The organism is Ramlibacter agri (genome assembly GCF_012927085.1).
Lineage (GTDB): Bacteria > Pseudomonadota > Gammaproteobacteria > Burkholderiales > Burkholderiaceae_C > Ramlibacter > Ramlibacter agri.
Genome location: NZ_JABBFX010000002.1, coordinates 152,448 through 176,778, shown reverse-complemented (window position 1 = coordinate 176,778; position 24,331 = coordinate 152,448). Strand labels below are relative to the sequence as shown.

At 67.4% G+C, this 24,331-nt stretch carries 22 protein-coding genes; 18 read left to right on the top strand and 4 right to left on the bottom strand.

The annotated features are described in order from the left end of the window. Positions 1–181 precede the first annotated feature (181 nt). From HHL11_RS19340 to HHL11_RS19275, 14 genes are all read left to right on the top strand, one after another. Complete coding sequence (locus HHL11_RS19340; RefSeq protein WP_169420216.1) at positions 182–733, top strand: hypothetical protein; 552 nt, start codon at positions 182–184, stop codon at positions 731–733. Positions 734–900: 167 nt separating this feature from the next. Beyond that, positions 901–1,653 (top strand): hypothetical protein, encoded by a 753-nt coding sequence (locus tag HHL11_RS19335; protein ID WP_169420215.1) that lies wholly within the window; start codon positions 901–903, stop codon positions 1,651–1,653. A 266-nt stretch (positions 1,654–1,919) separates the two neighbouring features. Continuing rightward, positions 1,920–2,339: a hypothetical protein gene (locus HHL11_RS19330; protein WP_169420214.1), complete on the top strand. Its 420-nt coding sequence runs from the start codon at positions 1,920–1,922 to the stop codon at positions 2,337–2,339. A gap of 224 nt (positions 2,340–2,563) precedes the next feature. Further along, positions 2,564–3,658, top strand: coding sequence for a hypothetical protein (locus HHL11_RS19325; RefSeq protein ID WP_169420213.1), 1,095 nt, complete (start codon positions 2,564–2,566; stop codon positions 3,656–3,658). 490 nt (positions 3,659–4,148) lie between these two features. After that, complete coding sequence (locus HHL11_RS19320) at positions 4,149–5,582, top strand: tyrosine-type recombinase/integrase (RefSeq protein ID WP_169420212.1); 1,434 nt, start codon at positions 4,149–4,151, stop codon at positions 5,580–5,582. Between the two features lie 323 nt (positions 5,583–5,905). Then, a complete protein-coding gene (locus HHL11_RS19315; protein WP_169420211.1) occupies positions 5,906–6,793 on the top strand; it encodes a hypothetical protein in 888 nt (295 codons plus the stop codon). Continuing rightward, the gene (locus HHL11_RS19310) at positions 6,790–7,230 is read left to right on the top strand and encodes a CsgE family curli-type amyloid fiber assembly protein (RefSeq protein WP_169420210.1); all 441 of its coding nucleotides are present in this window, start codon (positions 6,790–6,792) and stop codon (positions 7,228–7,230) included. The genes HHL11_RS19315 and HHL11_RS19310 overlap by 4 nt, the downstream gene beginning before the upstream one ends. After that, positions 7,227–7,658 carry a curli assembly protein CsgF gene (locus HHL11_RS19305; protein WP_169420209.1) on the top strand — a complete coding sequence of 144 codons (432 nt, stop codon included), beginning with the start codon at positions 7,227–7,229 and terminating at the stop codon, positions 7,656–7,658. The genes HHL11_RS19310 and HHL11_RS19305 overlap by 4 nt, the downstream gene beginning before the upstream one ends. Beyond that, positions 7,655–8,542 (top strand): CsgG/HfaB family protein, encoded by an 888-nt coding sequence (locus HHL11_RS19300; protein ID WP_169420208.1) that lies wholly within the window; start codon positions 7,655–7,657, stop codon positions 8,540–8,542. The genes HHL11_RS19305 and HHL11_RS19300 overlap by 4 nt, the downstream gene beginning before the upstream one ends. Further along, positions 8,539–9,348: a hypothetical protein gene (locus tag HHL11_RS19295; protein ID WP_169420207.1), complete on the top strand. Its 810-nt coding sequence runs from the start codon at positions 8,539–8,541 to the stop codon at positions 9,346–9,348. Before HHL11_RS19300 ends, HHL11_RS19295 begins: the two co-directional genes overlap by 4 nt. 82 nt (positions 9,349–9,430) lie before the next feature. Further along, complete coding sequence (locus tag HHL11_RS19290) at positions 9,431–12,115, top strand: MGH1-like glycoside hydrolase domain-containing protein (RefSeq protein ID WP_169420206.1); 2,685 nt, start codon at positions 9,431–9,433, stop codon at positions 12,113–12,115. A 40-nt stretch (positions 12,116–12,155) separates the two neighbouring features. Then, positions 12,156–13,046: an adenylate/guanylate cyclase domain-containing protein gene (locus HHL11_RS19285; RefSeq protein WP_169420205.1), complete on the top strand. Its 891-nt coding sequence runs from the start codon at positions 12,156–12,158 to the stop codon at positions 13,044–13,046. Then, positions 13,046–14,131: a type VI secretion system-associated FHA domain protein gene (locus HHL11_RS19280; RefSeq protein WP_169420204.1), complete on the top strand. Its 1,086-nt coding sequence runs from the start codon at positions 13,046–13,048 to the stop codon at positions 14,129–14,131. The genes HHL11_RS19285 and HHL11_RS19280 overlap by 1 nt, the downstream gene beginning before the upstream one ends. 66 nt (positions 14,132–14,197) lie before the next feature. Next, positions 14,198–16,354, top strand: a complete 2,157-nt coding sequence (locus HHL11_RS19275; protein ID WP_169420203.1) for a protein kinase domain-containing protein — start codon at positions 14,198–14,200, stop codon at positions 16,352–16,354. Positions 16,355–16,392: 38 nt separating this feature from the next. On the opposite strand, the gene HHL11_RS19270 is transcribed toward HHL11_RS19275, so the two are convergent. Genes HHL11_RS19270 through HHL11_RS19255 form a run of 4 tightly spaced genes read right to left on the bottom strand, consistent with a single transcriptional unit; the run spans position 16,393 to position 20,033 of the window. Continuing rightward, complete coding sequence (locus HHL11_RS19270) at positions 16,393–16,938, bottom strand: NUDIX hydrolase (protein ID WP_169420202.1); 546 nt, start codon at positions 16,936–16,938, stop codon at positions 16,393–16,395. A gap of 16 nt (positions 16,939–16,954) precedes the next feature. Then, a complete protein-coding gene (locus HHL11_RS19265; RefSeq protein WP_169420201.1) occupies positions 16,955–17,650 on the bottom strand; it encodes a fumarylacetoacetate hydrolase family protein in 696 nt (231 codons plus the stop codon). Beyond that, positions 17,647–18,681 (bottom strand): gentisate 1,2-dioxygenase, encoded by a 1,035-nt coding sequence (gtdA, locus tag HHL11_RS19260; protein WP_169420200.1) that lies wholly within the window; start codon positions 18,679–18,681, stop codon positions 17,647–17,649. Before gtdA ends, HHL11_RS19265 begins: the two co-directional genes overlap by 4 nt. 11 nt (positions 18,682–18,692) lie before the next feature. Then, on the bottom strand, positions 18,693–20,033 hold the full coding sequence (locus HHL11_RS19255; protein ID WP_169420199.1) for an FAD-dependent oxidoreductase: 1,341 nt from the start codon (positions 20,031–20,033) through the stop codon (positions 18,693–18,695). 54 nt (positions 20,034–20,087) lie between these two features. Here HHL11_RS19255 and HHL11_RS19250 point away from each other — a divergent pair, with 54 nt between their 5' ends. From HHL11_RS19250 to HHL11_RS19235, 4 genes are all read left to right on the top strand, one after another. After that, entirely contained in the window at positions 20,088–20,540 is a 453-nt protein-coding gene (locus tag HHL11_RS19250) for a MarR family winged helix-turn-helix transcriptional regulator (RefSeq protein ID WP_169420198.1), read from the top strand. Positions 20,541–20,689: 149 nt separating this feature from the next. Beyond that, the gene (locus tag HHL11_RS19245; protein ID WP_169420197.1) at positions 20,690–21,814 is read left to right on the top strand and encodes a sugar ABC transporter substrate-binding protein; all 1,125 of its coding nucleotides are present in this window, start codon (positions 20,690–20,692) and stop codon (positions 21,812–21,814) included. Positions 21,815–21,827: 13 nt separating this feature from the next. Further along, on the top strand, positions 21,828–23,342 hold the full coding sequence (locus HHL11_RS19240; RefSeq protein WP_169420196.1) for a sugar ABC transporter ATP-binding protein: 1,515 nt from the start codon (positions 21,828–21,830) through the stop codon (positions 23,340–23,342). Next, positions 23,339–24,325: an ABC transporter permease gene (locus tag HHL11_RS19235; protein WP_240980340.1), complete on the top strand. Its 987-nt coding sequence runs from the start codon at positions 23,339–23,341 to the stop codon at positions 24,323–24,325. Before HHL11_RS19240 ends, HHL11_RS19235 begins: the two co-directional genes overlap by 4 nt. Positions 24,326–24,331 lie beyond the last annotated feature (6 nt).

Below are 24,331 nucleotides of genomic sequence, written 5' to 3'. Positions count from 1 at the left end.
AGGGTGGCCCCAGGGCAACCCAGAAAAATAACCGTCTCAGAAAGACAAAAACACTAGCCGCCAGGTCTTGAAGGGCCTGGTGGCGCGAAGCACGTCCGCTCACCTGCGGCGCTTCTCACACTCAAGTCCCGCGTAGTGGGCGAACAAACATAAATGCGCCGAGGCGCAAAGAAAGAAATTCATGATTGCTAACGAAATCAAGACCCTCGAAGCCCTCCTCGCCGACGTGACCGGCAACCTGCTTCTTGGTGATGCCAAGAAGACGTCTGGGTACCTCAAGTCCATCAGCTTGTTGTCTGGCGCTTTGGCTCGTCAGAGCTGGCAGCAGTTTGAGTTGGATGTCATTGACGAAATGCGCGAGGTCTCCGGCCGCAACGCAGAAGACGCGCTCAAGGTCAAGACGCAACTCGCCCAGCGAGAGTTCGACCTGTCGACCCTGGAGGTGAAACTGACAGGCTTTCTCGCCCAAGTGGATTCCGGCTGCTTCGCGACCAAGACGGATGCCGCCAAGTCTCTCCGGGCACTGGCGGACGCTCTCGAACAAGCTGAGTCGCTCCTGTTCCCGGCGCCCGCCACCAAAGAGCAGCTGAAAGCGTACGCAGCCAGCATTGGCGCAACCTTCTCCGAGGCGGGAAGCCTGGATGAACTGTTGGCCGAATTGAAGGGCGAAACGGTCGCCAAACCCGTTCGAAAGGCCACCCAACCGAAGAAGGCTGCCGACCGGCGGCGTTGACCTGCAACAGCGCTCCGGCGGCCACCCTACTGGAGCAATGTCGCCGTTTTCCTAGGGCAAAGACGGCGAGTCTTCCGACTCAGCCCTTCTAACGAGACTTCGCGCTCGCGGCCAGTGGTCGCGATGCGCTCCTGCGCCTGTCAAGAGGCACGAACAAGAAAGAAAACATGACAAAGATGAAATCGCACGAGGCGAAGAAGACCAAGCAAGGCTGCGAGTTGTCGACGGCCGGCCTGGGGCAAGCGGAAGGCAGTCACATTTCTGCGAACAACCCCCCGGCCAGCTCGTACGCGAAACGACGTGCGATGAGGCTAGCCCGAGGCAAACGGTATGGTCTTCGTACGGAGTTTCACCGTGACTGCCAGCTAATCAGGTCAACGCTCTCGCCTTGGCTGCTGAGCTGGAAGGAAGCGTCTGGCCACGCGCCCGACGAGAGCCACATAGACGCTGATGGAAGGATTTGGAGCGCCCAGAGCTGGGGTGGCGATACGGATGTCCAGCTGGTTATCGCCGCGCACGGGCCAAACCTGAATGAACTGCAATGGCTGATTGGCGCCATTGTGGACTGCCATGTCGCAGCAGAAACCATTGCCCCCTTGACATGCTACACAGGGGAGCGGATTGGCTATGAGGAACTGGCACTGGTCGCCGTTGCGCCACGTGCTGCCATGCTCAAGAGAGCAATCAAGACACTGGCGCAGGAGCAAGATACGTATGCGCTGTTCTCCGAGTTCCACCAAGAAACGATAGACAAGTGCCGAGCCGCGCTGGATGGACGTGCACGTCCTCAACGCTTCCTCACCGTCGAGCCGGAGATGCTGTCGACCGACACGATTTGGACATCACCAGATACTTCCGGATTGACGCCGCAAGCCGCGAGAGCTCTGTCGAAATTCCTGACGGTGCCCCGTCAAGCATGAACTCCGCACACAGCATGACTGCGTCTGGGTGCTGGTAGACCACCCGCAATCGCACGTGCGGGCGATTGTCTGCACGTGCCCCACAACAAAGCACTCGGAGCCCGGAGCCGCGGCTGCTGCCCAGTGGAGGATTTTCTTAACTCGATTCGGAAGGCCGCTAAAGCACCTGCCAAATCCGGGAAGGTGCGCGCCCGCCCAAGGAAGTGCGCCGGACGAGATGAGAGAAGAACGTCATTGCCAGGCTGGCGCGATGCGCTCCTGGATGAATGAATATGCCATTTACCGCAAAGAGAATTCCGGCATACGAGCCGGTGATTTCCCCCATCGCGCATGACTACGACAGGCCGGCTCAGGAATGGGAGCGCACGTGCGCTGCCATCGGCGGCTTCAATCCATGCTCGGGGCGCTTAACCAAAATCTGCTGCGTCAATGATGCCTTCATCGGCGAGCACCTTGACCACATCACGGCAGCGGTGGAAAAGGGGCTGGTGAGGCGTTCAACGTTCGCCGAGCAGCTCTTCGCGAGCCAGGCTGACTTCGATGACTTCGTCCGGTTCGTTCGTTCGTATCCTGGGCGAATTCATGACAGATGGCATCAGGCCCTTGCAGCACTAGCTGGCATCGACGCAGCTCACGCGCGCCTCATAAGTACTGAAGACGTGCTGAGGACCTTCGCCGAGGTCTGAGCACATTAGGCCGCTGCCCGTGCGAGCGCTGGCCCTAGCGGCCCCGCGCACGTCGAGCCCAAGTGATACGGCTCGGACGTTCGATGCGGCCCAACGCTTGATTGCGACCGACACCGCCGTTCCAAGCGCGTGGTGTGCGTCCTGCTCGCTTCGTGCGCATGGCGCATGAGCGTGCGCTTTCGTGCTGTCGGCGCCGGCAGCACTTTCCAATAAGTGAACACAACATGAACAATAAACCGACCAACATCAACCTGCATGGCGTTGAGAACGCGAGCGCAGCGTGCTTCAACCTGAACAACGATGGAGCGACTCTGACCATCTACACGTCTCGACCTGATGCGCGCGTCATCTCCGACTTTCGAAGTGGAGAGGCCAAGTTCTCTCTTTTTGAGTACGAAGGCGTTGCCTTCTTCATGAGCAACTTCGGCGCTAACGGCTGGCTAGATGCGCCGTTTCATGCTGCGATGAACCCGCCAGGCACCGCAGGCGTGCCGGATGAGTTTGTGGCGGGGAAGCACCATCTTGCGCTTGCTGTCATCGCCTGCGACGCCCAGTCAGGGGAGCAGTATGGGGCGCGACTGGTGACCCTTTCGAAGGAGTTCTCGGCGTACTTGATTGCCACGGCACATGACCAGCTTGCGGTTCCCATCGGCCGCTCCGAGTACGAGCGCGTCATCAACAAGGCGTATGCAGCGTTTTCGGCTTCGCGGATGGCACGCGAGGCGGTCGTGCGATGCAAAGGAGGCGCACAGGAAGCAGAGGAAAGCCCCTCACTGGGCGGCGACAGGGCGGCGGTCCAGCGCAGTGCCGTGACAGAATTCGTCCACGTGACCTTGGACACGGGGCAAACGTGTGTGCAGCGGACCGAATCAGTTGGAATGGCAGCTCGAGCATTGTTGATGAAACTCATCGTCGAGTCGCGCGAGACGGGCTGGACTGACCTCGAGCTGGGAGACGAAACATATCCACTGCACATTGATGTCAAGGACTCGAACCTGACTTGCCAGTTGTGCATGCAGTTCGAACAAGGACCGGTTCCCGTCGTGACGATGGGTGTTGCACTGGACCCGTCGAGTTCTACTGAGTTTTGGCGCGAGCTGCATGAACTGCCGGGCCACGGACCGCTTCTGTCAGACCCCTCGCGGCCTCCGAGCGCACCTTGGATTGCGGCCGTTCTGAACGAATTCGAGTGCTTGTGGGCCGCTCAGGGCCCCCAGATTCCCCAGTACTTCGAAGTGCTGACATGGGCCGGTGGCTTCGAGCGCTGTATGGCATTTGCATTTGCGGATTTCGCCGCTCTCGAATCATCTGCGTCTTAAGTGGACACGCACCTTGCTGCCCGGGAAAGGCGCAGCCACAACGCCGGCTGGCCGCCTTCCGCCCAGGGACATAAATTCATCCGACACCCGCAAATAAACAAGGTTGCTTCACCTGTGCTCACGAGGAGTACACCAGTGCAGCAAACCGTTCAACGTTGGGTATTGGTCAACGTCCTGTGCGAATACACGGGATACACGGACGACGCCGTTCGCGCAAAGATTCGGCGTGGAGACTGGGCGCACGGGGCCTATTGGAAGAAGGCGCCGGACGGCCGTCTCGTTTTCAACTTGACGCGCATTCAGCAGTGGATGAGCGGCGAGTTGCCTGTTGTATAATGGTTGAGCTGCCGAGGCCCCCGGGAAGCCTGTCGCAAGCCCAGACGCAACGTCTGGATGGCAAATCCGTAATGTACGCAGCGACCCCCTTCAAGAAAGCGTTCGGCAACGCTCGCCCCGACGCTCCTGCGCCGCCTAGCGGCAGGAGCTCGTCATGGCGAAAGCCAAGCGTGCGCCTTCGGAAATCTTGCCGATTGGCGCTACCCATTTCCCCGCAAAGGGGAATGCTGACCCGCAGCCGCTGCCAGCGGGCATCACGATTCGCAGCAAGCGCAGCGTCCAAATCGAATTCATGTGGCAGGGGCGACGGTCCACGGAATCGCTGCCGGGCGCGCCTGATGTCGAGGCGGTGGCGCGCGCGGTTACCAAACGGCAGTCAGTCGTGGACGAAATCGCGCTGGGCGTATTCGACTACGCACGCCACTTTCCAAACAGCAGAAAGGTAAGGCGAGCCGAGGAACGCCAAGCGCGAGCCGAGGCGGCTACCAGCTGCACCATGGGCGAGCTGCTCGAGGAGTGGCTGCAACGGTACGCGCTCGACAACCCGCATAACCGGAACACGCTCGACACCCACAAAGAAGTGGTCGCGTCGCGGCTCGCACCATCGTTGGGATTCCTGGCTCCCAAGGACATCACCGTCGACAAGTACGTTCAATACCGAGCGTCATTGCGCGCCGAAGGCCTTTCCGATTCGCGCATCAGCAACATTCTCACGCCCCTGCGCGGCGCCCTGTCCATGGCGGTGGAACGAGGTCTCATCGCCTCCAGCCCAGCTCACAGCAGCGCCCCGACCAAGCAGAGGCGGTCCAAGAAGGTCGAGCTCAATGACAGGGGAGAGCCGTCGTTTTCCGAGCCGCTGCCGACGACGCTTGACCCGGCTTACCAGCACGCTGCAAAGAGCGCGGACCCGCTCAACGACAGCGAGCGTGCGTCAGTGCTCGCCAAGCTCGTTGGGCAGGTCAGGAACTTGTTTCTGTTTGCGTTCTGGTCCGGGCTGAGGACCGGAGAACTCATTGCACTCAGGTGGTGTGACGTCTCTGCGGACCGCAAGCGCATTCTTGTGCGGCTTTCGTACTCGAAGAGGCACTTCACGACCACCAAGGGCAGGCGCGCGCGCTGGGTCGACCTCACGCCGCCCGCCGTTGCTGCCCTGAACGCCCAGTGGGCATTGACAGGTGACGCGGGGCGATGGGTATTCAACAACCCTCGCACACGTCAGAGATGGCAGAACTCGCAGCGCCTTCGGGTTCACTGGATTCGGGCACTGGAGGCTGCCGGCGTGCGCTATCGCAAACCCTACCAGACTCGCCACACGTACGCCTCGCTGATGGTGTCGGCCGGGGAGTCCCCCGAATGGGTGGCCGAGCAAATGGGACACCTTGATGGGCGACTGGTCGCGCACGTGTACGGCCGTTGGATGGCGCCCGGCAAGGCCGTGCCCGGTCAAGCCGCAGCCGCGGTGTATCAGCAGGAATGGGCGGCCGCCGAAGGCCTGGTCGCCCGTGTCGACGAGGTCGAGTTGGCCGAAGTCGGCGAGCGCGAGGTCGAGGCGGGCGGCCCTGAGGAGGATGACGAGGAGGACTTCTGAAATTGCGACAGAAATGCGACAAATCGCCGGAACGGGCCGCAAACCCGCGCCAATCCTAGAGGCGCATGCGAGTTCGAATCCCGCCACGCCGACCAAGAGTATGAAAGCCCGTACCTGCAAAGGTACGGGCTTTTTGCTTGATGCTGTGGTGTGCATGAGGCAGCGCGTCCACGTTGTCACGGGATGCCGAAGCGCGCGCTTGGCGGTCGGGAGTTGTGCCAGCAAGCAGGCCTTCTCGCATTGGTAGTTTCGAATGGCGCCTGCTATACCAGCGCGGAACTACATGGCGGGGAGGTGACTCCGTGCAACGCGGTGCGATTCGGGTGCGACTCCTGGGATGGTGTGCGGCGCTTCTTGCGGGCGTCGCGCCGGCATCCCTGGGCCAGGCCGCCGAGGCCTGGGTCGTCCAGGAAGGAACCTCCGGCTCCGTGCGCGTGGAGCAGGCGGCGGCCGTGCAAGGCCAGGTCAGCATCCAGCAGTCCGGCAACAACCAGCGCGCGGACGCGCGCCAGTCCGGCGGGCAGGGCAACACCTTGTCCGTGCAGCAGTCCGGCTCATCCAACGTGGCGAACGCCTTGCAGTCCGGCGGCGAAGCGCAGCGGCTCGAAGTCACGCAGCAAGGCAGCGGCAACACCGTCTTCGCCACGCAAACCGGCGTGCCGCACGGCGCGTCGGCCTTGCTTTCGGTGCAGCAAGCGGGCCTCTCGGGCACCGCCACCGCCAGCCAGACCGGCTCCGGCGCGACCGGCGTGGTGCTGCAATCGGCCTCGGCCTCGCTGGCGCGAGCGAGCCTGCAGCAGACCGGTGTCGGCTCCACGGCCCTCATCGAGCAGGGCGTGGATGCGACGGACACGCGGTCGCTCACCATCGCCGCCCGCATCGCCGAAGCGCGCAGCGGCCAGGCCGTGGCCAGCCCCGCGCAGCAGGCCGTCGCCACCATCCTGCAGTTCGGCGGCGCCGGCCTGTCGGCGCTGGTCATGCAATCCGGGGCGGGCGCGAGTGCGACGGTGATGCAGACGGGCGCCTACCTCGAGGCCGAGATCCAGCAAAGCGGCGGCGCGCACAGCGCGTCCCTGTCGCAAACGGGCAGCGGCACGGCCGCGGCGCCGTACCGCGCTTCGATCTACCAGGCCGGCGCGCAGCCGCTGACGGTCAACGTGCAGCAGGTCGTGGGCAGCAGCCCGCGCGTGATCCGGGTCGTGCAGCAATGAACGCGCAGCGCGCCATCGCTGCCTGCTTCGCGGCCGTCGCGGTGCTCTGCGCGCACGGCCAGCTGGTGCGCGAGAACGAGCAGCCGATCGAACGGCACGGCCCCGTGGACCTGGCCGGCGGGCTGGTGCTGGACGCCACCGTCACGGTGCTCGGGCACGAATTCTTCAGCGCCTTCGCCGATGCCTGGCGCGAGCTCGACAGCCTGCAGCGTTACAGCGTCACCGTGCAGGAGTCGCCGACCGCGCGCTTCGGCTCGACGATCCGCATCCAGGCACAGGGGCGCACCGTCTACCAGGCCTTGCTCGGGCCCAACCGGCAGCAGGCGCGCGAGCTCGCGCCGAACCTGGCCGGCGACATCTTCCAGCAGCTGCTGCGCACCGAGGCGGAGCAGGCATTGACACGCGACCTCGACCTCGGACCGGAGGAGCTCCCATGAGACTCGCATTCCGCCTGCTGTCCATCGCGCTCGCCGCCAGCGCGAGCGGCGCGGCGCAGGCCAACCCGCTCGTCTACACGCCGGTGAACCCGACCTTCGGCGGCAGTCCGCTGAACGGGCCCTTCCTGCTCAATCGCGCCGATGCGCAGAACCAGCACAAGGACCCCAATGCGCCGACGGCCGTCAACCCGTTTTCCGCGCAGTCGCAGCTGGACCAGTTCAACAGCGCGCTGCAGCAGGCCATCCTCTCGCGCATTTCGGCGGCGGTCTCCTCCAGCGTCGTCGGAGCGGACGGCAAGCTGATCCCGGGAACGGTGCAGACGCAGAACTTCACCATCTCGATCTCCGACCTGGGCGGCGGCAAGCTGCGCATCGTCACCACGGACAAGCTCTCCGGCAGCAGTACCAGCTTCGAGATCAGCCAATGAGAGCCGCGCGCCTGGTCCTGCCGTTGGCGCTATTGCTGCTGGCGGGCTGCGCCAGCGTGCCGCCGGTGGGAACCACCACGCCGGCCGCGCCGACCCCGCGCAGCGCCGCGGCCCGCGACCTTTCGCGCCTGCCGGCGCCCAAGGGCCGCATCACCGTGGCGGTCTACAACCTGCGCGACCAGACCGGCCAATACAAGCCGGTGCCGGACAGCTCCTTCTCCACCGCCGTCACGCAAGGCGGCGCCGCTTTCCTGATCCGCGCGCTGGCCGACTCCGGCTGGTTCACGCCGGTGGAGCGCGAAGGCCTGCAGAACCTGCTGACCGAGCGGCGCATCGTGCGGTCCATCGAGAGTCCGGCCGACAAGGGCTCGCCGGCCGTGCAACTTCCCTCGCTGACGCCGGCCAGCGTGCTGGTGGAAGGCGGCATCGTGGGCTACGAGACCGACCTGCGCACCGGCGGCGCGGGCGTGGCCTACCTCGGCGTGAGCGCTTCGACCCAGTACCGCACCGACCAGGTCACCGTGATCCTGCGCGCCGTCGACGTGCGCACCGGCGCCGTGCTGGTGAGCGCGTCCACCACGAAGACGGTGCTGTCCTACCAGTTCCAGACCGGCATCTTCAAGTACGTGAGCTTCAAGAAGCTGCTGGAGTTCGAGGCCGGCTTCACGCGCAACGAGCCGATCCAGCTGTGCGTGAGCGAAGCGATCGAAGCCGCGGTGATCCAGCTGATCGGGCGCGGGCTGCAGGCCCGCGTGTGGGCCGGGTCGGCGGACGGCGCGTCCGACGACCCGGTGTTCGCTCCCTACCTATCCACGGCCGGCGAAGAACCGGCTGACGTCCCAGGCAGTTCCCATCAACCTTACGCAGCGAAAGCAGACCTATGAAAACGCACCTTCTTCCAGTCGCGATCGGTGTCCTCGCCCTTGCGGCGGCCGGCGTCGCCCGGGCGGACCATGGCGACATCACGCAGACGGGCACCGGCGACACGGCCAGCATCGACCAGGCCTCCAACGGCGGCTACTTCTACGGCAGCATCAGCCAGACCGGCGGCTCGGGCAACACGGCCACCATCGCGCAGTCGACCGGCGACTCGCCGTCCTATGCCACCGCCTATGTCACCCAGGCCGACACGTCGAACAGCACCGCGTCCGTGACCCAGTCCGGCAACGTCGACGCCACCTATGCCTACGTCACGCAGAACCCCGGCTCGTACCTGCGCAGCTACGTCACGCAGGGCCAGCTGTCGGGATATTCGCGCACCGAGATCTGGCAGGGCGGCAACAACAACGAGCTGCACTCGACCCAGAACGCCGCACACGACGCCCGGCTGTTCCTCAACCAGGGCTCCACGGCGACCTACGTGGGCTATTACTTCGACGGCTACAACTACCAGGGCGTGGACCCGTCGATGGCGACGCCCGACACGGTGAACTCGTACGCGCAGGCCGAACAGACCGGCACCGGCCTGACGGGCTACATCCTGCAGTACGGCGCGAACCAGCAGGCCTACCTGCACCAGGAAGGCAGCTACAACCTCGGCGGCATCCTGCAGACGGGCTCCTCCGACACGGCCTACGTGTCCCAGTACGGCACGAACGGGCAGGCGAGGGTGGCGCAGTACGGCGCGAACCACTACGCGTCGATCTCGCAGTACGGCGTGAACAACGTGGCGAGCATCGTCCAGCACTGATGCGCTTTGCGGTGGACCAAGGTCCAATGGGCCTTGCGTCCACCCGCCGTTACACCGGGAGCCTTCGCTTACGGAGGCTTGGATGACCGCCGAACACGACCGCCTGCAGGATGCCCGCGACCGCGCCGTGCCCTGGAGGAAGTGGGGGCCGTACCTGAGCGAGCGGCAATGGGGCACCGTGCGCGAGGACTACAGCGCCGACGGCAACGCCTGGAACTACTTCAGCCACGACCAGGCGCGCTCGCGCGCCTACCACTGGGGCGAGGACGGCCTGGCCGGCGTGTCCGACGACCAGCAGCTCCTGTGCTTCGCGCTGGCGCTGTGGAACGGCAAGGACCCCATCCTCAAGGAACGCCTGTTCGGCCTCACCAACAGCGAGGGCAACCACGGCGAGGACGTGAAGGAGTACTACTTCTACCTCGACTCGACGCCGACGCACTCGTACATGAAGTACCTGTACAAGTATCCGCAGGCCGAGTACCCGTATGCCGGGCTGGTGCAGACCAATGGCCGGCGCGGCCGCCATGATTTCGAATACGAGCTGCTCGACACCGGCGTGTTCGACGAGGACCGCTACTTCGACGTGTTCGTGGAGTACGCCAAGGGCGGGCCGGAGGACCTGCTGGTGCAGGTGACGGTGGCCAACCGCGGCCCCGAGGCCGCGGAGCTGCACGTGCTGCCCACGCTCTGGTTCCGCAACACCTGGTCCTGGGGCGGCGAGGCCGTGCAGCGGCCGCAGCTGCGCGCCACCGGCCCCGGCACGGTCACCGCGATGCATCCGGACCTGGGCACGCGCGTGCTCGAGTGCGAAGGCGCGCAGGAGCTGCTGTTCACCGAGAACGAGAGCAACGCCGAGCGCCTGTGGGGCACGCCGAGTCGCACGCCCCACGTCAAGGACGCCTTCCACGCCAGCGTGGTGGAAGGCCGCGGCGCCGCCGTGAACCCCGACCGGACCGGCACCAAGGCCGCGGCGCACTACGTCTTCGTCGTCGGCCCGGGCGAGACGCGCACGCTGCGGCTGCGCCTGCACGACGGCGCGCCCGGCGACGCCTTCACGGCGTTCGACGGGGTGCTGCGCACGCGCCAGCAGGAGGCGGACGAGTTCTATGCCACGGTGATCCCGAAGGTGCTGGACGCCGACCAGCGCAACGTGATGCGGCAGGCGCTGGCCGGCATGCTGTGGTCCAAGCAGTTCTACTACTACGACGTCGACCGCTGGCTGGACGAGCGCGGCGCCGACCCCTTCGGCCCCAATGCCGCCAAGGCGCCGCGCAACGGGCAGTGGTCGCACATGATGAACGCCGACGTCATCTCGATGCCGGACAAGTGGGAGTACCCCTGGTACGCAGCCTGGGACCTGGCCTTCCACGTGATCGCGCTGACCCTGGTCGACGAGGAATTCGGCAAGCACCAGCTGGACCTGATGCTGCAGGCGCAGTACCTGCATCCCAGCGGCCAGATTCCCGCCTACGAGTGGAACTTCGGCGACGTGAACCCGCCGGTGCATGCCTGGTCGACGGTCTTCACCTACGGGCTGCTCGCGCACAACAAGGCGCCGGACCTGGACTGGCTGGAGCGCAGCTTCCAGAAGCTGTCGCTCAACTTCGCGTGGTGGGTCAACCGCAAGGACCGCTCCGGCAGCAACGTGTTCGAGGGCGGTTTCCTGGGCCTGGACAACATCGGCGTGTTCGACCGCAGCGCGCCGCTGCCCACCGGCGGCTACCTGGAGCAGGCCGACGGCACCGCCTGGGTGGCGCTGTTCTGCCAGAACATGCTGGAAATGGCTATCACGCTGGCGCTGGAGCGGCCCGCGTACGTGGACATGGCGCTCAAGTACATCCAGCACTTCCTGTTGATCGGCACCTCGATGCTCCACACCGGCCCCGACACCGGCATGTGGGACGAGGAGGACGGCTTCTTCTACGACGTGCTGCGGCTGCCGGACGGCCGCGCCCAACGCCTGAAGGTCCGCTCGATGGTCGGCCTGCTGCCGCTGTGCGCGGTGACGGTCTTCGACGGCCAGCTGCTGGAGCGCTACCCGGACGTCGGCCCGCGGATCAAGCGCTTCATGCTTGCCCGGCCCGAGCTGAGCGAGTTCATCCACGACCCTTCGCAGGTCGGCAAGGAAGGACGGCGGCTGGCCTCGCTGCTGAATCAGGACAAGCTGCGGCGCGTGCTGGCCAAGATGCTGGACGAAAACGAGTTCTTCGGTCCCTTCGGCATCCGCTCGCTCTCGCGCTGGCATGAGCGACATCCCTACGTGCTGAACGTCGGCGGCCAGGAATACCGCGTGGACTACCTGCCCGCCGAGTCCGACAGCGGCATGTTCGGCGGCAACTCCAACTGGCGCGGGCCGGTGTGGCTGCCGGTCAACGGCCTGATCGTGCGGGCCCTGCTGCAGTACTTCCAGTTCTACGGCGACGACTTCCAGGTCGAATGCCCCACCGGCTCCGGCCGCCTGATGAACCTGTACCAGGTGGCGGAGGAGCTGTCGCGGCGCCTCTGCAGCATCTTCCTGCGCGATGCCCAGGGGCAGCGGCCGGTCTACGGCGGCACCCGCAAGTTCCAGGACGACCCGCACTGGCGCGACCTGGTCCTCTTCTACGAATACTTCCACGGCGACAACGGCGCCGGGTTGGGCGCCAGCCACCAGACCGGCTGGACCGGGCTCGTTGCGCGCGCGCTGCACCTGTTCGCGACGTCGACCGCCGAGGAGTTCATGGAACTGGGCAAGGCGGCGGCCGTCGCCGAACTCGAACCGGCGTGAGCCACATGGCCGCTGCCTTCGCCGCATACAATGGCCGTGCATGGCCTCCGTCGTATTCGCCGACCTGGTGGGAAGCACCGGGATCTTCGAGCGGCTCGGGGACGAGACCGCCGGGCGCTTCGTCACCCAGCTGACGACGGCACTCGCGAAGATCTTCGAACAGCACAATGGCCGGGTGGTCAAGCTGCTGGGGGACGGCCTGTTCGTCTTGTTTCCGCAGGAAAGCCAGGCCGTCACGGCCTGCGTCGCCATCCAGGAAAGGCTGGTCGAAAAGCCCGTGCACGCCGGCGGCACCGGCAGCCCCGTGCAGATGCAGATGGGGATCGAATCCGGCGAGGTGGTGGAGATCGAGGGCGACTGCTACGGCGACGCCGTCAACAGCGCCGCCCGCCTCGCGGACCTCGCGGGCGCCGACCAGATCCTCGCCACCCAGCGCGTGCGCGACGCCCTGCCGCAGGACCTGCAGCGCAAGCTGCGCAGCCTCGGCCCCATGTACCTGCGCGGCAAGCAGGACGTGACCGAGGTGTTCCGGGTCGAATGGCAGCCGCAGCGCGACGTCGAAGCCACCGTGATGGGCGTGTCGATGTTCAAGCCGTCCACCGAAGCCTCGCTGGTGATCACGGCCGCCGGCCACAGCATCGAATTGAAGCCGCATGGCGAGCGCCTGACGCTCGGGCGCGGCACCACCGCCAACCTCGCCATCAACGACGGCCGCGTGTCGCGCATCCACGCCACGGTGGAATGGAAGGGCGGGCACTTCATCCTCGGCGACGTCTCGAGCTTCGGCACCTGGGTCTACTTCGGCAACCAGGGCGAGCCGGTGGTGCTGCGGCGCACCGAGTGCTACCTGGTGGGCAGCGGGCAGATCGCCCTGGGCTGCGACCGCCATGCCGATGACGCGCCGCTCGCGAGCTTCGCCGTCACCGTTTAGTGCCGCTTGACCTCTTCATCGCAGGACCCGGGCTGCAAGCCAGCCGCCGCCTGGCCGTGGGCGAGCCGGCCCTGATCCTGGGCCGCGACGCCGACTGCTCCGTCTGCCTGCCCGATCCCGAGCGCAATGTTTCGCGGCGCCACCTGAGTGCGTGGAACGAAGGCGAGGCGCTGCACTTCCTCGTGGTCTCGGTGGTCAACGGCGTCGAGGTCGAGGGCGTGGAAGTGCCGCCGGCCGGCCGCGGCGTGCTGCGGCCCGGCGAGGTGCTGGCGCTGGCCGATTACCGCATCACGGTGCAGCCGGTGGCAGCCGCACCCGCGCCCGAGTCCGATCCCTGGGCCGATTTCGAGAAGGAAGCGGCGCGCCTGGTGGCCTCGGTGGCGATGCCGGCCGCGCCGGCGGAAGACGACCCGTTCGGCGACTGGGGCTTCCAGAGCACCTTCGGCCCGGGCGCCGTCAACGGCGCGCTGGAGGCCGGTGCGCTGGAGCCGGGCGGCGACCTCGAGTCCTTCTTCATCGGGCTGGGCGTGGAGCGCCGGGGCGGCTTCACCCGCGGCGAACTGGAAACCATGGGGCGCCTCACGCGCGCCGCGCTGCGGGGCCTGCTGCAGGCCCAGCGCGCCAGCGGCGGCAACCGCGAAGCCCTGCGTTCGGACGATCGCACCGTGCTGGAGCCGCGCGAAACGAACCCGCTGCGCATGGACACGCCGCTGGAAAGCAAGCTTTGGTACCTGTTCGGCGGCCAGGCCGCGGCCGCCGGCAGCATCCCGGCGGACCGCGCGGTGGGCGAGGTGGTGAACCAGCTGCTGGCCCACCAGGAGGCGCTGGCCGAGGCCGTGCGCCAGACTGTGGCGGCGGTGCTGCAGGACTTCGCGCCCGAGGCGCTGAAGGCGCGGCTGCTCGGCCCCAGCCCGAAACTGTTCGAATCGGCCCGGGCCTGGGACGCTTTTGCCAAGGATTACACGGAAAAGGGCCAGGACCTCGACGGCTGGGTGCGGCAACTGCTCGACCGGCATTTCGCCGAGGCCTATGCGCAGGCGCTGCTTCGGGCGAAACGCCACAGCGAGGGCCCGCCGCGCGGATGACTTCACTGCTGCCGAGCAGGCCCAAGGCTAGAATGTGTTTCATTGTGAACGACGGCGTGTGCTGAAGTGACTCTCAAGAAGCTGGGCCGGTACGAGCTGCTCCGGGTGCTCGGCAAGGGCGCCATGGGAGTCGTCTACGAGGGCCGCGACCCCAACCTCGACCGCCGCGTCGCCATCAAGACCGTCAAGGTGGAAAACCTGTCGGAAGAGGCGGCCGCGGAATACGAGCACCGCTTCCGGACCGAGGCGCGCTCGGCTGCGCGCCTGCAGCACCCCAACATCGTCAGCGTCTACGACTCCGACCGCGACGGCGACGTCGCCTTCCTGGTCATGGAGTACATCCAGGGCGACGACCTGAAGCACCACCTGGACCGGGGGGTTCGTTACTCGCTGGAACAATCGCTCAAGATGATCCGCGACCTGCTCAGCGCGCTCGACTACGCGCACAAGCAGGGCATCGTCCACCGCGACATCAAACCGGCCAACCTGCTGCTGGAGCCGGGCGGGCGGGTCAAGCTCACCGACTTCGGCGTGGCGCGCATCCAGGACTCGGGAGAAGCGACGCGAACCCAGGGCAGCATGGTCGGGACGCTGAAGTACATGGCGCCCGAACAGGTGCAGGGCCAGAAGATCGACGCCCGCGCCGACCTGTTCTCGGTGGGCGTGGTGCTGTACCAGTTGCTGACGGACAAGCGGCCGTTCGACGGCGACAACGACTTTTCCATCATCCACCAGATCATCGGCCACGAGCCGCCGCCGCCCAGCTCCGTCAACGGGCGGTTGCCGGGCGCGCTGGACGCGGTGGTGGCGCGGGCGCTGGCCAAGCAGCGCGAGGACCGCTTTGCCACCGCGCGCGATTTCGCCGTAGCCTTGCAGGCAGCGATCCGGCGCGCCGAGGACCAGACTGTGGTGCCGCCGGCGAACCCGTCGCGGCGCGTGGAGCAGCTCTCGCGGCCGCTCACCACGCCCGGCACGCTGCCGCCCGGCACCGTCCCCGGTGGCATGACGAATCCCAGCACCGGCTCGGGCACCTCCGTCACCCAGGAACTCGAACTGGTTTACTGGAAGGACGTCAAGGACACGACCGATCCCGAGGACCTGCACCTGTTCCTGGAGAAGTTCCCGACCGGGATCTATGCGGACCTGGCGCGCAGGCGCCTGCGCAAGCTGGCGGGCGATGGCACCAACCTCACGCAGCCGGGCGATCCCAAGCTGCTGAGCGGCAACGGCACCAGCACGCTGTTCCCCGACTACGACGCGACCCGCGTGCGGACCGAGCCTTCGCGCCCGTCGACGCCGGGCACGGAGCCGGCCAGGCTGCAGCCGTCCGACTGGGTGGACCAGGAGTACACCCGCACCGAGACCCAGGGCGGCGACACCGGTTTTGCGAAGACGCTGCCCGAGCCCTTCACGCCGAAGGCGCCGGAGCGCTACACGCCGGCGGCCGTGAAGGCGGCCGGTGAAGCGGCGGCAGCCGCGGCGGCTGCGCGCGCGCAGATGTCCGCGCCCGAGCCCACCAAGGGCTCGGCCGACGAACGCGCCGCCAACGACTCGGTGCTGGTGGAATCGACCTTCGAGCCGCCGCCCAAGCGGCGCCGTTCGAAGACGCCGCTGCTGGTTGGCGTCGGTGCGCTGGCCGCGGTCGGCCTCGTGCTGGCGATGACGATGGGGCGCGGCGACCGCAAGGCGGCCGTCGTCGAATCGCAGCCGGCAGCCTCGGCCCCGGTGGCGCAGGCGAACAAGGCGCCCGCCGCGGCGCCGGCCGACGTGCCGCCCGCACCGGTCGTTGCGGCGGCGCCTGTCGCCGCGCCGGCAGCCGCTCCCACGCTCCCGCCGGCCCCGGCCGAAGCCGTGCCTCCGGGCACGCCCACCGCGGCCGAACCGGTGCACAAGCGCAAGGAAGCGTCCAAGCCCAACGCGACGCGGACAGCGAAGAACAACGCGCAGGTCGCGCCCGAGGCGCCGCACTCGGCGAACACGTTGCCGCCGCCGGTGGTGGCGCCGGAGCCGGCCAAGCCGCCGGCAGCGCCGGTCGTGGCCGCCAACAACCCGAACTACCAGGCGGTGGACGCCTGCCGCGACCGCCTGTTCCTGGCCAAGGAAATCTGCCTCGCCGAGCACTGCGACAAGGCCGGAGCACGCAACCATCCGCTGTGCGTGAAGCGGCGCGACGAAGCACGCATGCGCGAGGAAAGCAAGGGCATGCGCGGGCCGCAACAATAAGGCGCGGCAATCGCGCCGCACGCCGGGTGCGCCGCGCGTTAGACGATGTCGAAGTTGTGCACGCCGAACTCCCCGCGTGCCCGATCCCGGAAGAAGTGCTCCAGCGTCTCCTTCACCGTGCGGAAGGCGATCTCCTCCCACGGGATCTCGTGCTCGGCGAACATGCGGGCTTCCAGCGTCTCGAAGCCGGGGTCGAACACCTCGCTCAATAGCCGTGCCCGGTAGAACAGGTGGACCTGGCCCACGCGCGGCACGCTGATCACGGTGAACAGGCCGTCGACCGCGATCTGCGCTCCGGCTTCTTCGGTGGTCTCGCGCACCGCGCCCTGCTCGGTGCTTTCACCCAGCTCCATGAAGCCGGCGGGCAGCGTCCACTTGCCCCAGCGCGGTTCGATGTTGCGCTTGCACAGCAACACCTTGTCGCCGAGGTAGGCCACGGTGCCCACCACGTTCAGGGGATTCTCGTAGTGGATGGTGTCGCACGCCGGGCAGACGGCACGCTCGTGCGTGTCGCCGTCGTCCGGAATGCGGTACACGACCGCGGTGCCGCAGTTGCGGCAATGCTTGATGGGAGTGCGGAACAAGCTGCCAGTTTACCGGCTAGGCGATCTTGACCTTCAGCTCGCCAACGCCGGCCACGCCGCCCACCAGCGTGTCGCCGGCGACCACCGCCGCCACGCCTTCGGGCGTGCCGGAGAAGATCAGGTCGCCGGGCTGCAGTTCCCAGGCGGCCGACAGGTGCTCGATGGTTTCGGCGATGTTCCAGATCAGCTTGCTGACCGTGCTGCGCTGGCGGTCCTGGCCATTGACCTGCAGCCAGATCTCGGCGTTCTCGACGTCGCCGGCCTTGGCCGCTTCGACGATCGGGCCGATGGGCGCGGAGTGGTCGAAGCCCTTGCCGATGCACCAGGGGCGGCCCTGCTTCTTCATCTCGCCCTGCAGGTCGCGGCGCGTCATGTCCAGGCCCACGGCGTAGCCGTAGATGTGGCTCTTGGCGTCGGCGGCCTTGATGTTCTTGCCGCCCTTGCCGATGCAGACCACCAGCTCGATCTCGTGGTGCAGGTCCTTGGTGAGGCTGGGGTATGGCATGGTGCCGGATTCGCCGGTGGGTACGACCAGCGCGGCGTCGGCCGGCTTCAGGAAGAAGAAGGGCGGTTCGCGGCCGGTGAAGCCCATCTCCTTGGCATGCTCCACGTAGTTGCGCCCGACGCAGTAGATGCGGTGGATCGGGAAACGCTCGGCGCGGCCGACCACCGGCACGCTGGCGGCCGGGGCGGGTTGGAAGACGTAGCTCATGACAACCTTTCTTCGGTGTGGATGCCCAGGGCCTGGTGGACCGGGCGATCGGAAAAACTGAACAGCACGCAGCCGGGGCCGGATGCCAGCCGGGCAGTGTGCCACGACGGCACCACGAAATGATCGCGCGGGCCAAAGGCGTAGCGCCATTCCTCCCCGCCGTGCGTGATGAGCACTTCGCCCGAACCTTCGACCACGCTGTAGACCGCGCCATCGGTCTGGCGCCAGGGCTTGCCGCTGAAGCCCTTGGGCAGCTTCTGCAGGAAGGTCGCCATCGTCGGCATCGGCGAGCCGCCGGTCAGCGGATTCACGTAGCGCAGCTTGACGCCATCCCATTCGTCCACCGGAGCCTGCCGCTCCAGCTGCTCCAGTGCTTCGCGGCTGCGCTCGTAGGGATAGCTGAAGATCGGCGAGGTGGCGCCATAAGGCGCCTCGTGCCGCACCGGCGCCATGTTGTGGCCGAAGCGGGAGAAGCTGGTGCCCTCGGGCCGCGCCACCTGCTGCGAGCGGCCCACGCTGTTCTGCGCGAAGCCGGCATCGAAGAAGCGGACCATCGGGATGTCCAGGCCATCGAGCCAGACCACCGGGCCGTCGGCCTCGCTGCCGTGGTCGTGCCAGGTCCACGAAGGCGTGATGATGAAGTCGCCCGGGCGCATCGTCGTGCGCTCGCCGTCCACCGCGGTCCAGGCGCCCGAGCCTTCGACGATGAAGCGCAAGGCGCTTTGCGTGTGGCGATGGCTGGGTGCGATCTCGCCCGGCAGGATCAGCTGCAGGCCGGCGTAAAGCGACTGCGTGGCGGCCGACTGGCCGCGCAGCTTCGGGTTCTCGAGGATCAGGACACGCCGCACGGCTTCTTCCGCCGTGATCGCTGCGCCGGCGCGCAGCAGGAAAGGCCGCACCTCGTCGTACTTCCACAGCGCCGGAATGCAGGGCGTGTTCGGCCGCGGCGGCACCAGGGCATGCAGCACCTCCCACAGCGGCGTGAGGTTGTGCGGGTCCATGTCGCGATACAGCTGCTGGCGCGTGTCCATCGTGTTTCCTCTTACCAGGTCCGACCGAGGTAGGCGCCTTCCTTTTCCAGGCGCTGCTGCAGCTTCGCGACGTCGATGCCGGCCGCGGTCTGCTGGTTGGCGAGCGCCAGGTCGGCGGCGATGCCGGCGGCTTCGCCCATGACGAAGCAGGCGCCGGTGACGCGCGCGGCCGATTGCGCCTCGTGGCTCATCGAAGCGCAGCGGCCCGCGACCCAGACGTTGTCCAGGCCCTGCGGTACGACCATGCGATAGGGCAGCTGGTTGAAGCCGCGGCTGCCCGGCGGGGTCCAGCGGAACTCCACGTCGCCCTTCAGGTGCAGCTCCAGCGGCCAGCCGTTGACGCCGATGGTGTCGTCGAAGTCGGCGCAACCGAGCACGTCGGCTTCGGTCAGTTCGTACAGGCCGGTGATGCGCCGCGTCTCCCGAATGCCCACCTGCGGCGCGATGTCGACGATGTAGGCGCTCTCGAAGCCGGGCACCTCGCGCAGGAAGCCGGCCACTTCGGCGATCTGCCGGCGGCCCAGGATCTCGGCGTCGGTGAGCTCGCGCGCGTCGGTGCCGTCCATGGCGTTGCCTTCGCGGTTGGCGAGCTGCGTGAGGTTGACGCGCCATTCGATGCCGCTCTTCTGCGGCCGCACGATGGGCGTCTTGCGCGGGAACTTGTAGCGGCCCTCGGCTTCGGCCTGCAGCATCAGCTTGGGAATCACTTCCCAGGCCTTGCCGGCACGCTCGGGGTTGATGCCGTTCAGACGGAACATCGTCGACGGGTACAGCATGTTGCCGTGGCCGTCGCCCTTGGCGTAGGGCGCGCCGGCCCAGGCGGCGAGGTCGCCGTCGCCGGAGGCGTCGACGAAGGCGCGCCCCAGCACCGCTTGCCGGCCGGACTTGGTTTCCACCAGCAGGCCGGTGACGCGAGGCCCGTCCATCAGCACGCCGGCGCCGAGCGCGTGGAACAGGATGTCCACGCCCGCCGACAGCATCAGGTCGTCGGCCGCGATCTTGTAGGCCGCGGTGTCGTAGGCCTGGGCCACGGTCTTGCCGAACAGGCCGTGCGGCTGGTTGAGGCCGCCGAGGCGGTCTATGCGCTGCAGCAGCTGGTCGGCCACGCCGTGCACCACCTGGCGGATGTTGCCTTCGACGTTGGCGTGCAGGCCGCAGAAGTTGGTGACGCCGGCGGCGGTGCCCATGCCGCCGAGGAAGCCGTAACGTTCCACCAGCAGGGTCTTGCGGCCGGCGCGGGCCGCGGCAACGGCGGCGGCGATGCCGGCCGGTCCGCCTCCGAGCACGACGACGTCGTACTCGCCATACACCGGCAGCTGCCGGCTGGGTTCAGTGATGTAGGTGTGGGTCATGCGAGATGCTAAGCATACATAGAAATTTGCGGGGGGCAAGCTACACTGGACTGCATGACGAAGAGCTTCGATTTCCGGACCGCGCCCGGCCACCTGATCCGGCGCGCGCACCAGCTGTCGTGGGCGATCTTCATGGAGGAAACCTCCGGCTTCGACGTGACGCCCGTGCAGTTTTCCATCCTCAACGCGCTGCTGGAAGACCCGGGCGAGGACCAGGTCACGCTGGCGCGCAAGGTGGCCTTCGATCCTGCCACCTTCGGCTCGGTGATCGGGCGGCTGGAAGCCCGCGGCTGGGTGCGGCGCGAACCGGACGCGGCCGACCGCCGCCGCAAGCTGCTGTGGGTGACGCCGCTCGGCGCGGAGACGGCGCAGAAGATGCGCCGGCCCGTGGCCAAGGTGCAGCAGCGCATCCTGGACCCGCTCGATGCGGGCGAGCGCGAACAGCTGATGGCGCTGCTCGATCGCCTGGTCGCGGGCCACCAGGAGGAGCCGGCCCCCGACGCCTGACAGCTCAGCACGGGAAAGCCCCATGCCTGCCCATTCGTGTGATCGTATGATGAATTGGCAGCCTGCCGTCCGGAGATGCGCGGGGTGCGCGGCGTAGTTCCAGCCCATGGCCGGAAGTGCCATGGAGCACATCCCACCAAGGAGACAGCATGAGCTCACGCACTGGCATCGCGGCCGCGGTTGCGGCATTCCTTGCGTCTTCGGCCGCCCTGGCGGCCGGCCCCAACGTGGTCTCCGGTCCCGGCGAGAACCCGTCCTGCTTCAAGCCCTGGGACGCCAGCACCAAGTACTTCCAGTGGCCCGCCAAGAAGGGCCCGTACCGCATCGCCCTGGCCAACGGCTTCGTCGGCAACACGTGGCGCATCCAGATGATCAAGATGGCCAAGGCCTACGCGGCCACGCCGGAGATGGCCTCGCAGATCAAGGAGTTCAAGATCGTCTCCACCGGCACCGACGTGGCGGCGCAGATCGCGGCGATCGACAACTTCATCAATTCCGGCTACGACGCCATCGTCACCATCGCGGTGAACCCCACCGCCTTCGCGCCGGTGATCAAGCGCGCCAATGCCAAGGGCGTGGTGCTGGTGCCCTTCGACAACGTCCTGGACAGCAACGAGGTGATGATGGTCAACGAGGACCAGCTCGCCATGGGCCAGCAGTCGGGCGAGTGGGTCGTGAAGAACATCCCGTCCAAGAGCGGCAAGCTGCTGGAAGTGCGCGGCGTGCCGGGCAACTCGGTGGACCGCGACCGCCACCTGGGCTTCCGCAAGGTGGTGGAGGCGCCGGGCAACAAGTTCGAGGTGGTCGAAGTGGTGGGCAACTGGGACGACGGCACGGCGCAGAAGGCCGTGGCCGACGCGGTGGCCGTGCACAAGAGCTTCGACGGCATGTTCGTGCAGGGCGGTTCCACCGGAGCGGTGCGGGCGCTGATCGACGCCAAGCACAAGATGATCCCGGTGGCGGGCGAGGCCGAGAACGGCTTCCGCAAGCTGTGCGCCGAGCGCGCCAAGGAGGGCCTGGTCTGCGCTTCGCTGGGGCAGTCGCCAGGGCTGGTGGCCATCTCGATGAAGGCCGCGGTGACGGCGCTGCAGGGCAAGGTGATGCCGCAGATGATCTCGGTGCCCATCCCGACGGCGACGCACCCGGACTTCAAGGCGGACGTCAACTACTTCCCCAAGCTCACCGACAACTTCTTCACCACCAACGATTTCCCGCCTTGCGGCGTGAACCTCAAGGCCACCGACATCATGTCGAAGGACGAGAAGAACAACTGAGGCGGGCCGGCCCTTGCAACCGGTCCTGCAGCTGGTCGAAGTCTCCAAGCGCTATGGCGGGGTCCGCGCGCTGGAGCGCGCGAGCTTCGCCTGCGACAGCGGGCGCATCCACGCGCTGCTGGGCGAGAACGGCGCCGGCAAGTCGACGCTGATCAAGGTGATGGCCGGCGTGGTGCAGCCGGACGAAGGGCGCCTCGTGCTGCAGGGGCAGGAGCGGCGCTTCGCGCATCCGCAGGATGCGGTGGCGGCGGGCATCGCCACGATCTTCCAGGAGCTTTCGCTGCTGCCGGACCTGAGCGTGGCGGACAACATCTGCATCACCAATGCGCCGCGCCGTTTCGGGCTGATCGATAGACGCGCCCAACGACGCATGGCCGAGGCGGCGCTGGCGCGCGCCGGCGCGGAGGACATCCACCCGCTGGCGCCGGTGGCTACCTTGCCGCTGTCGCGGCGGCAGCTGGTGGAGATCGCCAAGGCGCTGGCGCGCGACCCGCGCATCCTGGTGCTCGATGAAGCGACGTCCGCGCTGGCGGCCGCCGACGTTGCACGGGTGTTCGCGCTGCTGCGGCGCCTGCGTTCCGAGGGCCTGGCCATCGTCTACATCTCGCACCGCATGCACGAGATCGCGGAACTGGCCGACGACTGCTCGGTGTTCCGCAACGGCACGCGCGTCGCGACCTTCGAAGCGGGCACGCGCAGCGATGCGCAGGTGGTGGAGATGATGATCGGCCGCGACATCGCCCATGCCTTCCCGCCCAAGCCCGCGGCACCGCCGGCGGATCTGAAGCCGGCGCTCGAAACGCGAGCGCTGTCGTGGGCCGGACGGCTGCACGCCATCGACCTGGCCGTGCGGCCCGGCGAGATCGTCGGCCTGGGCGGCCTCGACGGGCAGGGCCAGCGTGAATTGTTCCTCGCCCTGTTCGGCGTGTTGCGCGGCGTGGCTGGCGAAGTGCGGGTGGCTGGCGCGCCCGTGCGCGTGCGCGGTCCCCGGCGCGCGAAATCGCGCGAACTGGGCATCGCGCTGGTGCCGGAAGACCGCAAGACCGACGGCCTGCTGCTGCCGATGTCGGTGAACGACAACCTCAGCCTGGCGGCGCTGGACCGCCTGAGCCGCGCCGGCGTGCTGGTCGCCAGCGCGGAGCGGGACGCGGTGGCCGGCATGGTGCGGCGGCTGGGCATCAAGGTGGCGGACGTGGATGACGCCGTCGGCACGCTGTCCGGCGGCAACCAGCAGAAGGTGGTGATCGGCAAGTGGCTGCTGGCCGCGCCGCGCATCCTGCTGCTGAACGATCCCACGCGCGGCATCGACGTCGGCACCAAGCAGGAGATCTATGCGCTGGTGCGCGAGCTGGCGGCGGAAGGTGCGGCAGTGCTGCTGTATTCGACCGACTACGCCGAGCTGATCGGCTGCTGCGACCGCGTCGCGGTGTTCTACGGCGGGCGCATCGTCCGCTGGCTGGAAGGCACAGCACTGACCGAACGTGCGCTCGTGGCCAGCGCGCTCAATCTGGAGGAGGCGGCCGCATGATGCAAGGCGACTGGGGGTGGCGGCTGCGAGAACAGCGCGGCACGCTGGGTGCGGTGGCGCTGTTCACCGCGCTGTTCTCGCTGTACATCGCCAAGCACCCGGTCGGCTGGGACGCCGCCGTGCTGTCGACGGCTGCGAACAAGGGCGTGTTGCTGGCGATCGTGGCCATGGCGCAGACGCTGGCGGTGCTGACCGGTGGCATCGATCTGTCCGCCGGCATGGTGTTCGTGCTGGCCAACTGCCTGGCTTCGCACCTCGTGGTGGGCAGCGGGCTGCACGCCACGCTGGGCGTCGTGGTGGTGCTGGCGGCCGGCGCGCTGTGCGGGCTGGTCAACGGCGTCATCATCGTCTACGGGCGGCTGCAGCCGATCATCACGACCCTGGCGACCGGCATCGTCTACTTCGGGCTGGCGCTGGGCCTGCGGCCGGTGCCCGGCGGCGAGGTGCATGCGGGCCTGGCCGATGCGCTGACCGGGTCCTTGCCCGGCGGCGCACCGGCGATGCTGCTGGTGCTGCTGGTCGTGGTGCTGCTGGTGTGGGTGCCGTTCCGGCGCAGCGTGACGGGCAGGGCGGCGCTGGCGATCGGCTCCTCGGAAACGGCCAGCTACATGTCCGGTGTCGCCATGGGGCGCACGATCCTCGTCACCTACACGCTGGCCGGCTTGCTGTCCGCGATCGGCGGCTTGCTGCTGACCTTCGTCACTTACTCGGGCGAGGCTTCATCGGCCATCGGCGGCGTCTACACGCTCAATTCGATCGCCGCCGTCGTCATCGGCGGCACGGCGCTGGCCGGTGGCAGCGGCAGCGCCATCGGATCGATCTTCGGCGCCTTCGTGTTGCGCACCATCGGTGACCTGCTGTTCGTGTTCGACCTGGAGCCGCTGTGGCAGCCGCTGTTCCAGGGCGTGATCCTGCTGGTGGCCGTGAGCTTCGGCTCGATCGGGCTGCTGCGCGTGGGCAACCGGCTCGCGCTGTTCCGCTGAGGCCCG